Raw genomic sequence first — 14,406 nt, 5'->3', positions numbered from 1 at the left:
TTAGAGCTCCTTTCGATAGAAGCGACGGATAATATCTTCAATATCCGTATCTACCATCTTCAAATCACGGACTTCAAAATCAGATAAGGTTTGCTTGATAATATCAGCTGATTGGTAGCGGGAACTATTGAATTCAATTATTAGGTTATTTCCTTGTCTATCAATGGATATATCAGACAAGCCTTCATAATGAGAGACGAGTTGACTTTGACCTGGCGTCAGCTCAAAGGAAAGAGTCTTCATCTTGCCAAAGGTCTCCTTGAGCTGGCCAACCGTCCCATCAAAAATCTCCTGCCCCTTATCAATCATAAAAATCCGATCACAGAGTTGCTCAATGTCACTCAGATCGTGAGTGGTCAAGAGAATAGTTGTTTCTTCCTCCTGATTAATCTGGGTGATAGCACGTCGAATGTTGTCCTTAACCGAAACGTCCAAGCCAATGGTCGGCTCATCTAGAAAGAGAACCTTGGGATTGTGAAGCAAGGAGGCCGCAATATCCGCCCGCATCCGTTGACCCAATGAAAGAGTCCGCACAGGATCCTTGATAAATTCTTTCAAATCCAAAACTTCATTCAAAAAGTCCATGCGATTATGGAAAAGCGAGTCTGGCACATCGTAAATCTCCTTCAAGACCGTGTAGGTCTCTTGCAGTGCCAAATCCCACCATAGCTGGGTACGTTGTCCGAAAACGACTCCAATATCCTTGACATAATCTTGGCGATTGTCCTGGGGAATCTTGCCGTTAATCCGACAAAAACCAGATGTCGGTTTTAAAATCCCTGTCAGCATTTTGATGGTGGTTGACTTCCCAGCACCATTTGCCCCTATAAATCCTAAAATCTGCCCTTTTGGAACCTCAAAAGTTAAATCCTTGACCGCTTCAAAGGTCTGCTTTTCAGGATGAATAAAGGATCGCAAAGCTCCCTTTAACCCCGGCTCCTTAACTGTCTTCACAAAATTTTTCTGAAGATGTTGCACTTCTATCATTGCCATATCTATCTCCCTATCGTAAGAAACAACATTGTATTTTTGACTACAAATATTCTAAATCCTTACTTTCTACACCTTCTCAATATTATTACAGAAGGATTTATACCAACCTATTATAATCCAATAAAAAAAGAATGCAAGCGTTTGCTTATAGATTATAAAATTAGAAATTTCTCTCTTAAAATAATGCTTTTGAATCAGAAATTCTGGTTTAATAGTTCCTTAAAACACCAAAAAACCTGCCATTAGGGGCAGGTTTTTTGTTAAGAAAAAGAATTTTTTAATTGAAAAAATTAACGATTCTACTGTTAATCCTTCAGCATTTAATTATTGTCATCAGTCTAAAATTAAAATGATCTCTAAACCATCAATGACTCTTTAAAAAATCTTCAATCTGAGAAACTATTTCATGACTTTGATAATGATAAAGTTCGTGAGGCGCATCCATATAGATGACTTGAACATTAGACTGGTCACTAGAAAATTTCTCTGCATAATGCTGCCATTCGGATTGGCTAAAGGTCGTGCCTTCACCGTTAGAAACAAGGAGTATGGCTGGAATTTTCGGATTGATGCTAGAGGGAACTTTTTTGGCATTTTCCTTTACCAAACGGGATTCATGAAGCATGGCTTGTGACATCAATTGCTTATATGCTAGTAATTTATATTGTTGTCGTTCAGTTTCAGTCAGAGTTGGATTTTTTATATAAAAGGACTCAGGGAAATAGCGTAATAAGCCAATCTTACTGCTCCAATAAGCCACAGTAAGCAAGGCTTGATTATCCTTTAAATCCTCATAACTAGCTGGTAAGGCCCAATCCAGACCAACCAAGGCTTTCACTTCATCAGGATACTTCTCCTGCCAAGCCAGACTTTCAAGACTAGCCATTGAATGAGACAGAATAATAAAAGGACCTGATATATTTGCTTGTGATAGAGCTTGACGTGTCTCAGACAAAACTTCCATCACATCTCTGGAATAATTGCTATCCTCGCTATAACCATAGCCAGCCCGCTCCACGATGACTACCTTATATTTTTTTGATAGGGAATCTGTTAGATTCTTAAAGTCTAATATAGGTGAAGCAATACCAGCACCTGATAGAACTACTATTGTCTCTGGACCATCCCCCTCAACGTAAACATTGATTTTGTGCCCATTAACAAGAACTGTTTGCCCCATAGGTGTTAAAAATTTATTTTCCTTTTGTAAACTGATTCTGTGATAGAAAAATGTAGCGCCTAAAAACAAAAGCATAAGACTAAGGAAGCCAAGAAACCATTTTTTCAGTATTTTCATAGCATTATTGTACACAAATTAGACTCTTTTAGCAACTTAGTATATAGTAGTCTTAAGTATATTCTCTATAAAAGCAACCAAAAAACCCACCTTCACAGGCGGGTTAGTTTGTTAAATAAGATAAAAACATATCTATTGTAGTAAGTAAAAAATCTAAAAACCTAAACGTTCTTGATCCCAATTACCATAATCATCGTATCCAAATCCATCAGGATCCATCGCATCAATACCACATTGTTCTAGAAACCTTGAACAGTCATGACAGTAGTAATCTTCATATCTTTCATCACTAGCTTCCCAATCAATTTCCTTTTTTGTAAACTGTTGTAAGCACTCTCTACATTCGTATAGTTTTGCCATAATATTACCTCTTTTTAATTTTCATTAAAATTTTCAATGTAGTCAATTATTTTTAATTTCATAGATTTTGTAATAGGATATTTTTTAACCAATTCAATAGCTTCTTCCTTAGAAGATGTTTTAAGATGTTCTTTAAGAACAAGCTTTGTAACTTCTTCATAACCTAACTCCGCTATTTTATCGGCTAATAAACCAATAGTTGCTAAAAGAACTATTCCTCCTATCATTCCAAAAGGTCCAAGTGCAGCTAAGGCTGTTGTCAATGCTGCCCCACCTGCTAATCCTGTCGCACTCATTGCTATCATTAATACTACGCCAGGTAAACCAAAAGCTGCTATTTTTTTTACAAGTTCATCCATTATAACTACCCATTTATTTTATATTAACCTACTTTTATTGAATTAACCACAATATATGAATTAATCAAACCAATTTTATATTTTTTGTTCAATATTTTTGCACATTCTAAAACACTGAATTCACTAGACTCTAAGAAGTCCAGTTCTGGACATCTATTTTTTATCAAAAATTCCGTAAACTTTTTAGTAATTATGTTCTTTCTAACCAATAGAAAGAAACACAAAGAAATTAACAATAAGATAAACGCCAATTGAATATCCATAAAAAAACTCCTCTTTATTTTTTATAAATAGTTTTACTGTTAATCATAAAGAAGACAATATTATAAATTCCTCTTTATTTTATACTTTGTAATAACCAATCTTATAATTTAAATCCCTTCTACTTTTATTAGATACAGTATAATATAGAATATTATACTTGTCAAGTATTTTTAACAAATATTTTATTTTTTATCAAATAAAATATTTTTGAGTAGTCAACTATTTAAATTTTATTTTATTTTTGTTATAATAGAAGTAGAAAATTATAGGTAAAAGATATGTTAAAAGAAAAATATCCATCAACAGAAGATACAAGAGCAATTCTACAAAATAACTTAAAAGCTATTCGAGAAATTTTGAATTGGACAAGTTCAGATCTCAGCAATCTTATAGGAGTTACTAAACAAACCATCAGTAATCTTGAAACTCAAAAAAGTAGATTAACAAAACTCCACTATATTGCATTACGTACCGTAATAGATTTTGAAATTGAAAATTTAAAAACTACTGATCAAGACAGAGCTGATAGAGCAGAGTTGTTGCTAAATTTTTTTGATGAATCAGAAAAATATGCGGTGTCTGAGAATAAATCAGTAGATTTTGAACAAATTAGTGAAGCATCTTCATTAATTGCAACCACTTCTACTGTTAAAAATGCTTCTAGAATAATTGTTTCTCTTGCACCAATTATTGGGGCAACAGTTGTTGCAGCCTTAATGAACTCAAATGACAAGAAATAATATTTAGTTCTTAAAACAAAAAGCAAAAAACTTCTAGTTGTTTTTGCTTTTTTATGTGCGATAAAAGAAGTTTTCTGTAAACACAAAAAACCCACCTTCACAGGCGGGTTTCGTTTTGTATTGTTCAGCTAGATTAAGCTTTACCTTCTGAACCGAATACGTCGATACGTTCTTCAACTGATGCTTGGATAGCTTTTACACCGTCAGCCAAGAATTTACGTGGGTCGAAGAGTTTCTTCTTGTCGTATTCTGCTTCGTTTGCTTCGTAGTCACGAGCAAATTTACGAGTTGCGTTAGCGAATGCGATTTGGCATTCAGTGTTAACGTTAACTTTAGCAACACCAAGTTTGATAGCTGCTTGGATTTGGTCATCAGGAATACCTGATCCACCGTGCAATACGATTGGGAAGCCTGGAAGAGCTTCTGTCAATTTTTGCAAGTGGTCAAGGTCAAGACCTTCCCAGTTTGAAGGGTAAGGACCGTGGATGTTACCGATACCAGCTGCTAAGAAGTCAATACCAGTTGCAACCATTGCTTTAGCGTCTTCGATTGGAGCCAATTCACCTTTACCGATGATTCCGTCTTCTTCACCACCGATAGTACCAACTTCAGCTTCTACTGAGATACCTTTAGCGTGTGCTTTTTCAACTACGTCTTTAGCCAATTTAAGGTTTTCTTCAACTGGAAGGTGTGAACCGTCAAACATGATTGAAGTGTAACCAACTTCGATACACTCAAGTGCATCTTCGTAGTGACCGTGGTCAAGGTGGATAGCTACTGGTACAGTGATACCCATTGATTCTACAAGGTTAGCGATCAAGTTGCGAGCAACTTTGTAACCACCCATGTATTTAGCAGCACCCATTGAAGTTTGGATCAAAACTGGAGCTTTTTTAGCTTCTGCTGCGCGCAAGATAGCTTGAGTCCACTCAAGGTTGTTTGTGTTAAATCCACCAACTGCATAACCGTTGTCACGAGCTGCTTGGACAAATTTTTCTGCTGAAACGATTGCCATTTTATCAGGCCTCCTGTATATTTTTATGGGATATCCCATTTACATTGTTCATTTTATCACTTTTTGACAAAAAAATCTAGTTTTTCCTGTAGTTTAGATTGAATTTCTTCTATCTAAAAATATGGAACTCTCCTCAAAGTCCTAATCTTACAGGTCTTTGGGTAGGTTCATATAAAAGGCTAAGTGGTCTTCATAGCGTTCAAATCGATAGTCAATTTCTTCGTTTTCCAATAAACTTTTAACTACAAATAGTCCCAAACCAGCTCCCTTACTTTGTCGACTAGATACTGTAAAGGATTGTTCAAACTTATCTTGCTCCTCAGGTGTACAGGCGTTCTCAATGAAAACCCAGCCATCTTCTGTCCCAATTTTTAAATAACCACCTTGAACAGAGTGTTTCACAGCATTACTGATAAGATTGGAAAGAATCAGCTTGAGTACCGAAGGATTTAGATAAGTTTGTTGGTCAGTCAGTTGATTCACAACTGATATTTCCCTCTCTTTAGCTAATAAATCATAATCCTTTAAGAGAAAATCTGTCATTTCAAAAAGGTTGATTTCTTCTTTCTTATCTCGCAATTCTTGCACTGAAGAAAGGGATAAGATTTGCTGGACATGGTGACTCAAATCATCCACAATCCCCAAAGAAACTCCCAGATAATGGTCCCGATCTTTATAACGTCCAATATTGGCTTTCATATTCTCCAGAAGAATCTTTAGACTAGCTAGAGGCGTTTTCAGTTCGTGGGAAGCTCCTCGTAAAAACTCAACCTTCATCTTTTCCAGCTGGAGAATGGCCTCGTTTTTCTCATGCAAATCTGCAATCACAGTCAAGAGATGCTGATAAAGGCTGTTGATTTGTTCTTTAAGATCTCCAATTTCATCCTTAGAATCCACGCGCAACCTCACTTCTGCATCCAAATCCATCATCCGTCGAGTCACTCGTTTGATTTCCAAAATAGGAGCAACAATGGTTCTAGCATAGATAAAGGCGATGAGGAGCGAAATGATGAAAGACGCTAATAAAGTATAAGGTAGAAATTGAAGACTGATGTCTTCTGCTTCTTTCTGCAAATCCATAGAAGCTAAAAACTGCAAGGTCATCGTCTGACCATCCTTAGTTTGAACTTCTCTTTCCTCAATAACTAAGGAGGCCGTCTGTCGTTGTTTATCAATGGGAAGATTATCATTGACTTCCAACTTATCCTGAGTCATCTCTCCCTTAACAGCTCCCTTAATATCACTGCTTTTAGAATAAAGTTCAAGGACTTCCTGAATAGCTTGACTATCTTTGCCTTGGAGAGACTGGGCAATTTCTGTAGCCTTTTGCCCTATGCTCTCCTGACGGTGACTGAGATAGGTCGGAGGAAAGAGGAAATAGATGGCCAAATGCAAACAAATGACCAAGGTAGAAAATACCGAGAAGGTATAGATAAAAATTTTTTTAAATAAACCTGAACGTCTCATTTTCTCTCCAATTTATAACCAACATTGCGCACGGTAAGAATACAGTCTAAATCCAATTTTTTCCGTAGTTCCTTGATATAGACATCGATCACTCTGTCAAAAGGAACCTCATCTGTCATCTTCCATACAGCATCGATAATCTGCGACCGTGTTAAGGCTCGACCTTCATTTTTAACCAGATAGTCTAAAATTTCTAGTTCTTTTGCATTCACTGCAACTTCTTGACCTGCTACTTTAGCGCTATAACTGTCAAAGTCTACCTGGGTGTCCCTATAGGTAAAAATACGACCAGTATCATAATAACGCTTAAAGATGGCATCCACTCGTACCTTTAATAAAGATAGGGAAAAGGCTTTTCCAAATATCCATCTGCTAATGCAGCAAAGGCACTCATCTTATATTCTTCGTCCTGAAAGGCTGTCAACATCAAGACCGGAACTTGACTGCTTTTACGGATTTCTGACAAAACCTCTAAACCATTGAGTTTCGGCATTTGAATATCTAAGAGAACCAAGGCAACTTGGTGATTGGAAAATTGTTTTAAAGCCTCAAGGCCATCTGCTGCCTGAATGGTTTCATAGCCACAATCCGTCAAATAATCACTAATTCCCTCACGGATCATGTCTTCATCTTCTACAATTAGAATTTTCATATAAATCCTTTTCTATCAAAAATGCTACCTATATTATATCTCATTTGAATGAGAATAGGTAGCATGTTTTTTATTCACTATCTATCAAAAGTTCTTTTGGTTGTTTAAAGAGGAGATTACTTGAAGCAAGTGCCATAACTAGTACTACTAGAACCAAGCCAAGTACAAAGATGATAGCAAAGTCAGAAGGTTGAATGGAAATATCCAAACTTGAAAGAGTCTTGCTAAAGCCATCAACTTCTGCACCACCACCAAGATTAGAGGCCTGGGCTGCCTTACTAGCTTGCTTAGCCACATCTGATGTGACATTTGCAAGAACTGTATTTCCAATGGCACGAGCAGTATAGTTAGCCAAGAAGTAAGCTGAAATTAGTGCTGGAATTGCAATCATAACTGCTTCTGTGATAAATTGTCCTAGAATACTTGCTTGTTTTAGACCAATTGAAAGGAGAATTCCAACCTCTTTACGACGAGCGTTAATCCATAGGGTGAGTAAGAGAGCGAGTAGAAGAACTGAGAAGCTCAAGCTACCCCAGAAGAGAAGATTAGCCATCTTGTACATGCCTGAGATAGATTGTTCGAGGGCAGGATAGTTAGATGAACTCTTAATCAAGCTATACATCTTCCAGTTGATGCCGTTGATAGACCCTAATTCTTGCATGACAGTATCTAGGTTCTTATCTCCAGCCACAAAGAAGGTAGCATCTCCATAAATAGCTGTATCTTCTGTATAACCATAGAGTTGGGCTGCTGTGTGAATATCTGTGATAGCTGTATTCTCATAGAGTTCTTGTGAATAGGTTACAGCAGATTTGTTGTGCCCATCAAAAAGTCCTTTGATCGTTACTTCTACTGTTTCCTTGGCTCCTTTTTCATTATCTGCATCGTAGATATTGGAGTTCAGTTTGACCTTGTCGCCAACTTTCCAGCCATGTTTAGCAGCCAAGTCTTTGTGCATGAGAATCTGGTATTTGTCATCTTTTGTTAAATGCTCACCTTCGACTAGTTTGTAAGAGCCTGACACAAACTTGTCTTCTTTAGAAGAGTCATTAACCCCTGTTATCATCAAGCTACTTCCAAAACGTTGAGCTCGATCTGCAGTTAGATTTTTCTTGGTTTCAGGCGTTTCAATCAGTTCATAGCCTGTCAAATCACCGATAGCATTAATCCGTTTGATGTAGGATTCAATGGCCTTATTCTCAGTAATTTTTTTGATATCTTCACCCTTGATATTCCCCGCACCACGTGGAGTTCCTTGATTGACCCTGCGGTTGATTTGCATGGAGAAACTATTGGTGATATTTTTAAAGGTTTCTTGAGAAGCCTTGGCTGTCGCTCCCTTGATAGACAAGCCGACCAAACTCAAACTAGCCATCAAGAGAATGATAAGAAAGATCACAAGCGACTTAAAAAATTTTCTTGTGACATAGGCAAATGCGTTGTGTAACATAAGATTCCTTTCTAGATTTACTTCAGTTTTTAATATGTTTAAATGTTTTAGTTACTATTTTTTCTTGTTTCAGTCAGTTTCTTATCCTTCAATTCAAGTGTAATATCTGACGCCTGTGCTACTTCCTTGCTGTGGGTCACAACGATCACACACTTGCCTGTTTTCTCAGCGAGAGATTTGAGCAAATCGATGATATCCCCAGCAGTCTTAGGATCCAAGTTTCCTGTTGGTTCATCTGCTAAAATCACTGGTGCTTCCGATACAAGGCTACGAGCAATGGCAACACGTTGTTGCTGCCCTCCTGATAATTGGAGAACATTCCTCTTGATTTGACTTTCATCTAAACCAAGTTCAAGAAGGGTATCCTTGCTAGCTTTTTTATTAACCAAGCGGATATTTTCCAATGGAGAAAGATAATCAATCAAGTTATAGTTTTGGAAAACTAGCGAGATGTGGTGCATGCGATGATAAGAATAACCTTGTTCACGAATATCCTTGCCTTCGAATAAGATAGCTCCTTCGACTGGGCTATCAAGTCCTGCTAATAGAGATAAGAGTGTTGACTTCCCAGCTCCTGATTCTCCGATAATACTATAAAACTTACCAGGTTCAAAATCGTAATTGATTTTATATAATACTGCTTCTGCAGTGTTTTTATAACGATAAGTAAGATCTTGTAATTGTAGTAAAGTCATGATTTCTCCTTTATTAACTGATGGATGATAAAATTTCTTTCGGTGATTTTCTAAATAAAAATAGGAAACAAAGTGCAACTGACAAGCAGCTGATTATAAGTAGGAAGATATAAGATTCTCCAAATGATAGAAGACTTGTTGAAAGATTCGTTGTTTTTGCTAGAGTATCTTGTAATGCAGCTTGGTCGCCACTTGCTAGAACAGTCTTCAAGAGATAGGAAGTAATGGCATTCCCAGCCACAAATGCAGGCAGAATAGATGCCAATGAAACTAGGATGACTTCCAGGCAGAATTGGCTAAAGATTGCTATTTTCCCTTTACCTAGTGCCAATAAAATACCAACCTCGTAAACTCGCTCTCGTAACCAAAGTGACAAGACCAAGATCAGGGCTCCTACACCAGCAATCATAATACCATAGAGGAAAATCTGTAGGAAGGTTTGGAAGGTCGAAACGGAATCCTTGATTTGTTCAAAGGCCTTATTTTCCTTTTCCACTTGGAACCCTTGATTTTCAAGAGATAACTTTTCAACCTCTTGAATGATACTATCCATATCTTTTGGATTTTCTAGATAGAAACGAGCGGCAGTAACTTGAGCTTCCTTATTTCCAAGAAGAGTTTGGCTACTTTCGAAGTCTGTATAGACCGTGTTTTCACTAAAATCTGAGCTAAGACCAGTGAATTTCTCTTGCTTCTTACCTGAGAAAATACCTACGATTTCATAGTCTTGATTTTGTCCACTACTATCTTCTACTGGTCCAGAATTTAAGTTAATCTTATCCCCAAGTTTTAGGTTATTCTTCTTAGCCAATTCCTCGTGGACTAATATTTTCTGGTTATCTCCTTTTTGTAGATGTCTTCCTTCTTTAAGGGTAAAGGCGGAACTTGTAAAAGAAACATCCTTGGAAGAATCTTCTAATGCAATTAAAGTGATGAGATTTTTTTCAGCTTCTGTCAAATCATCCCTTTGGATACTTTGTTCTCCAGTAACGACTTCTTTGTCAGTTAACTTGGCTATTGTTTCTAGCTCAGGTGAAATCTTCTCAAGCCCCTTTATCTTTTTAAGGTCATCTAGTTGAGACAGTTGAAAAGTCTGATCTGCTTCTATTCTTTTAATAGAAAAAGATGTATTCAATGAGCGATAGAGATTATTTTCTACTGTTTTGTTAGACTTCATGAGCGTCAAACAAGCCGATATTCCAGCCAATAATACAAATAAAATCAAGAATAATATGAGACTTCTCAGTCGTTTTCTGCTGACGTAAGCCCAAGCTCTTTGAGTGGGATTCATATAGCACCTCCATATTTGTAAAACCATTATAATATTCAAATATGAAATGTTTATGAAATACCAAAAAAAGAGCAAAAATATTTTTGCTCTTTTTGATGAAAAATAAAAAGCTAGCCAAAGCTAACTATTTTCCTATGCGGAGAGAGGGACTTGAACCCTCACGACCTAAAGCGGTCACAGGATCCTTAGTCCTGCGCGTCTGCCAATTCCGCCATCCCCGCGTCGATTACTTTACTAGTATATCAACTTTGAAAAAAATTGTCAAGACTTTTTTCAGATTTTTTCATCTTGAAATGTATTATTCTGTAATTTCAAGCAAATTTTCATCAACCAATTTCGCACCAAGTGTATTCTTGAAATGTCCAAGTGCAAAGGCATGATTCTCAGGCCAAATGGATGCTACTGCTGGTTTCACAACTTCTATCTGGTAACCAAGATTATAGGCATCAATCGCCGTATGCAAGACACAGATATCTGTAAGAACTCCTGTCAAAATGACTGTATCTACCCTACGCTCTCTGAGACGGATATCCAAATCTGTTCCAGAAAAAGCAGAATAGTGACGTTTGTCCATCCAGAAAACACGACTATCATCAGCATATTCCTGATAGAACTCAGCTAGTTTGCCATACAGATTGCGTCCACTAGTCCCAATAATATTATGTGGAGGGAATAGTTTACTTTCAGGATGAAAGACATCATTTTCCTCATGAGCATCGATGGTAAAAAAGATATAATCTCCACGTTCAAAAGCCTTTTGGGTCACATGATAGATATTATCAGATATTGCTTGAGCTGGAGCGCCCGCAGTCAGTTTCCCATGATCCGCTACAAAATCTTCTGTATAGTCAATAGAAATTAAAGCCTTAGCCATTAATAGTCCCTCTTTTTCACTTCTTCAAAAATATCTGGAATGAGAACTTTGAGATAAGTTCCTTTCATACCAAGAGAACGACTCTCAATAATCCCTGCAGATTCGAGTTTACGAAGGGCATTAACAATTACAGAACGAGTGATACCGATACGGTCTGCAATGACTGAAGCTGTTAATTGACCTTCATTACCATTTAATTCAGCTAGAATAGCCGATACTGCTCTAAGTTCAGAGTAAGAAAGGGTATTAACCGCCATAGTTACAGCCGTACGACGACGAATATTTTTCTCATCTTCCTCACGTTGGAAGTTCAAGAGTTGAATTCCTACTACTGTACTGGCAATCTCAACCAGAATCAAATCATCTTCTTCAAACTTTTTATCATTGCGCCAAATAATCAATGAACCCAAGCGAATACCAGAGACATGGATTGGAGCAATCGTTGTCAAACCATCTGGGAAATCAGAACGACTCTCAGTTGGGAAAATTGTCAAATCATGCTCTACTGGAAGATTGGCCTCCGTATCGTAGATCATGTTCGCACCTTGCACATAATCTTCTGGGAAAGTCTTTGATTGGAAGAATTGCTCTACTCGGTCATTATTAGTTTTGTAGCGCATAAAGTAGCCCAACAAACGACCCTTGCTATTCACAATACAAGCGTTACAGTCAATAATATCTGCTAATTGACGTGTAATGGCATTATAAGGAAGCTCATCTTGTAATTGCTCCTCCGAACGTTTTAACATTGATGTGATTTTTCTTGTTTTTTCTAATAAATGTGCCATTTTTTACCTCGCATATAATCGCTTTCATTATATCATAAAATTCTGACTTTTTCAACAATTATCTGAAAATTGTTTATTGAATTGCAATTCAAGTGTATTCGAAAATTTTTCCTATTTTTTATAATTTTCTTATTGACAGCTTCCTGATTTTTTGATAGAATAATATTACAAGATAACAAATATATAAATACAAACTTCTCGTATTACTTTTTCATATGACTCTCGGTCTCCTTATATATAAAAGCGATCCACCTCAGTGAACCGCTTTTTTTGTTATTTATCTCCTTTGTTACGAATAACAAAGCCTGTTTTCTTCTCGCTTGAAGTATTGCGTGGTTTTTTAGTATCCTTGCGGTAACGCTTTTCTTTATCAAAGCGATCCTTTGAACGTCCACCTTTACGATAGTCATCACGACGTCCATTGCCACGGCGATCACGGTCTCGACGGTCATCTCCACGACGGCCTCCTCGACCACCCTTGCCTTTGCCACCGAAGCCACCACCAGATGGTTTAAATGGTAAGGGTTTTTCACGTGCAATCTCAACCTCAGGAAGACTATCTGGGTCTTGAACTGTTAAGCTGAGGATATACATGGCCAATTCTTCTGGGCTGAATTCTGAGGCCAATTGACGAGCATCCTTGCCAAACTTCTCAAAGTTGCTACGAATCTCCTCATTCGCAAAATCACGTTCAATTTTCTTAAGAGCTACTTGCTTCTTAGCTTGGAAGGCTTCTTCTGCACTTGCAGGTTTAAGACCTTTCATGCGTTTCTTAGTTAAGTTCTCAATGATTTGTAGATAACCCATTTCATTTGGTGAAACGAAGGTAATAGACTGACCTGACTTACCTGCACGTCCTGTACGACCAATACGGTGAACATAACTCTCAGGGTCTTGTGGGATATCGTAGTTGTAGACATGAGTCACACCTGAAATATCCAAACCACGAGCAGCCACGTCTGTTGCAACGAGGACATCAAGATTGCCATTTTTAAAATCACGAAGGACACGAAGACGTTTGTTTTGATCCAAATCTCCATGAATACCTTCTGCACGGAAACCACGAATTTTAAGCCCACGAGTTAACTCGTCTACACGACGTTTGGTACGACCAAAAACGATTGATAACTCAGGTTGATCAACATCCATAAGACGAGTCATGGTATCGAATTTTTCTTGTTCTTTAACACGGATATAGTACTGGTCTACTAATTCTGTTGTTAATTCTTTAGCAGCAATCTTCACATGCTCAGGTTCTTTCATGAACTGAACACCAATACGTTTGATAGCATCTGGCATAGTCGCTGAAAAGAGCAAGGTTTGACGATTTTCTGGTACACGAGAGATGATTGCTTCGATATCTTCAAGGAATCCCATGTTCAGCATTTCATCTGCTTCATCTAAAATCAAGGTTTCAATATCATGTAATTTCAAAGCCTTGCGTTTAATCAAGTCCAAAAGACGCCCTGGTGTTCCTACTACGATATGAGCACCTGATTTAAGAGCCTTGATTTGTTTTTCAATGCTTGAACCACCATAGACTGAACGAACTTTTACACCCTTGCTTCTACCAAAGCGGAAAAGCTCTTCTTGGCTTTGAACTGCCAGTTCACGAGTTGGCGCAATCACCAAAGCTTGGATAGTTGCTTCTTCTGTTCGAATTTTTTCAAGGGTTGGCAAGCCAAAGGCTGCTGTTTTCCCTGTACCAGTCTGTGCTTGACCGATAACATCTTTTCCTTCAAGAGCCAAAGGAATGGTTTGCTCTTGGATAGGACTTGCTTCTACAAATCCTGCTTTTTCAACTTCTGCTAAAAGGTCGGCAGATAAGTTAAATTCATTAAATTTCACGTTATTCTTCTTTCTAAAGATGGTGCGAAGCCATCCTATAGCGCTTAGTTTATACTTTTCTTGTCATGACGTACTTTCAGTTTTTATGAAAGACCGTGTTGCTTCTTTTCCACTAAAGAAAAGTACTGCTTTCTTTGCAACTTATCTAGTATAACATAAGAGAGGGCCAAAAGATAGTCTAACCACTTGATTAAATCATGTAAACGATTTTTCTATTTTTTGAACTTAATTCTCAAAAGCTTTCGTGAGACTAAATTAGTCCAATATTTTTTCCCGTAGCAGAATTGTGAAAAAATTTTTTTCTTGTGCTAGA

General features: G+C 37.4%; 14 protein-coding genes, 1 tRNA gene and 1 pseudogene. 1 reads left to right on the top strand and 15 read right to left on the bottom strand.

The features are described from left to right. The 5 genes from SPAR10_RS07255 to SPAR10_RS0102005 all read right to left on the bottom strand — a co-directional run bounded on the left by SPAR10_RS07255 (position 1) and on the right by SPAR10_RS0102005 (position 3,272). The gene (locus SPAR10_RS07255) at positions 1-993 is read right to left on the bottom strand and encodes an ABC transporter ATP-binding protein (protein ID WP_004252457.1); all 993 of its coding nucleotides are present in this window, start codon (positions 991-993) and stop codon (positions 1-3) included. 364 nt (positions 994-1,357) lie between these two features. Then, positions 1,358-2,290 carry an alpha/beta fold hydrolase gene (locus tag SPAR10_RS07250; protein ID WP_004252456.1) on the bottom strand — a complete coding sequence of 311 codons (933 nt, stop codon included), beginning with the start codon at positions 2,288-2,290 and terminating at the stop codon, positions 1,358-1,360. Between the two features lie 153 nt (positions 2,291-2,443). Further along, positions 2,444-2,650 (bottom strand): hypothetical protein, encoded by a 207-nt coding sequence (locus tag SPAR10_RS07245; RefSeq protein WP_004252454.1) that lies wholly within the window; start codon positions 2,648-2,650, stop codon positions 2,444-2,446. A gap of 14 nt (positions 2,651-2,664) precedes the next feature. Beyond that, positions 2,665-3,009 (bottom strand): hypothetical protein, encoded by a 345-nt coding sequence (locus SPAR10_RS07240; protein WP_004252453.1) that lies wholly within the window; start codon positions 3,007-3,009, stop codon positions 2,665-2,667. A 23-nt stretch (positions 3,010-3,032) separates the two neighbouring features. Next, on the bottom strand, positions 3,033-3,272 hold the full coding sequence (locus SPAR10_RS0102005; RefSeq protein WP_006148166.1) for a hypothetical protein: 240 nt from the start codon (positions 3,270-3,272) through the stop codon (positions 3,033-3,035). 279 nt (positions 3,273-3,551) lie between these two features. Between SPAR10_RS0102005 and SPAR10_RS07235 the strand changes: the two genes are divergently transcribed. Then, entirely contained in the window at positions 3,552-4,013 is a 462-nt protein-coding gene (locus tag SPAR10_RS07235) for a helix-turn-helix transcriptional regulator (protein WP_004252452.1), read from the top strand. Positions 4,014-4,146: 133 nt separating this feature from the next. Here SPAR10_RS07235 and SPAR10_RS07230 read toward each other — a convergent pair whose 3' ends face one another. The 10 genes and pseudogenes from SPAR10_RS07230 to SPAR10_RS07185 form a co-directional block, all read right to left on the bottom strand. Continuing rightward, positions 4,147-5,028 (bottom strand): class II fructose-bisphosphate aldolase, encoded by an 882-nt coding sequence (locus SPAR10_RS07230; protein ID WP_004252450.1) that lies wholly within the window; start codon positions 5,026-5,028, stop codon positions 4,147-4,149. 147 nt (positions 5,029-5,175) lie between these two features. Beyond that, positions 5,176-6,495, bottom strand: coding sequence for a sensor histidine kinase VncS (gene vncS, locus SPAR10_RS07225; protein WP_004252445.1), 1,320 nt, complete (start codon positions 6,493-6,495; stop codon positions 5,176-5,178). Next, a pseudogene (vncR, locus tag SPAR10_RS11240) lies at positions 6,492-7,147 on the bottom strand (response regulator transcription factor VncR). Before vncR ends, vncS begins: the two are co-directional and overlap by 4 nt. 70 nt (positions 7,148-7,217) lie before the next feature. Continuing rightward, positions 7,218-8,597, bottom strand: coding sequence for an ABC transporter permease subunit Vex3 (gene vex3 / locus SPAR10_RS07215; protein WP_006148162.1), 1,380 nt, complete (start codon positions 8,595-8,597; stop codon positions 7,218-7,220). Between the two features lie 47 nt (positions 8,598-8,644). Then, a complete protein-coding gene (gene vex2, locus SPAR10_RS07210) occupies positions 8,645-9,292 on the bottom strand; it encodes an ABC transporter ATP-binding subunit Vex2 (protein WP_004252438.1) in 648 nt (215 codons plus the stop codon). 13 nt (positions 9,293-9,305) lie between these two features. After that, positions 9,306-10,583, bottom strand: coding sequence for an ABC transporter permease (locus SPAR10_RS07205; protein ID WP_004252437.1), 1,278 nt, complete (start codon positions 10,581-10,583; stop codon positions 9,306-9,308). Between the two features lie 135 nt (positions 10,584-10,718). Then, a tRNA-Leu gene (locus SPAR10_RS07200) sits at positions 10,719-10,804 on the bottom strand. 77 nt (positions 10,805-10,881) lie between these two features. Next, complete coding sequence (locus SPAR10_RS07195; RefSeq protein ID WP_004252435.1) at positions 10,882-11,457, bottom strand: cysteine hydrolase family protein; 576 nt, start codon at positions 11,455-11,457, stop codon at positions 10,882-10,884. Next, positions 11,457-12,245, bottom strand: coding sequence for a GTP-sensing pleiotropic transcriptional regulator CodY (gene codY / locus SPAR10_RS07190; RefSeq protein ID WP_004252433.1), 789 nt, complete (start codon positions 12,243-12,245; stop codon positions 11,457-11,459). The genes SPAR10_RS07195 and codY overlap by 1 nt, the downstream gene beginning before the upstream one ends. Positions 12,246-12,518: 273 nt before the next feature. Then, positions 12,519-14,093, bottom strand: a complete 1,575-nt coding sequence (locus SPAR10_RS07185; RefSeq protein WP_004252431.1) for a DEAD/DEAH box helicase — start codon at positions 14,091-14,093, stop codon at positions 12,519-12,521. Positions 14,094-14,406 lie beyond the last annotated feature (313 nt).

Source organism: Streptococcus infantis SPAR10 (genome assembly GCF_000279535.1).
Classification (GTDB): Bacteria; Bacillota; Bacilli; order Lactobacillales; family Streptococcaceae; genus Streptococcus; species Streptococcus infantis_I.
Note: the sequence above shows the minus strand (reverse complement) of the source record. Positions and strands in the feature narration are given on the sequence as shown.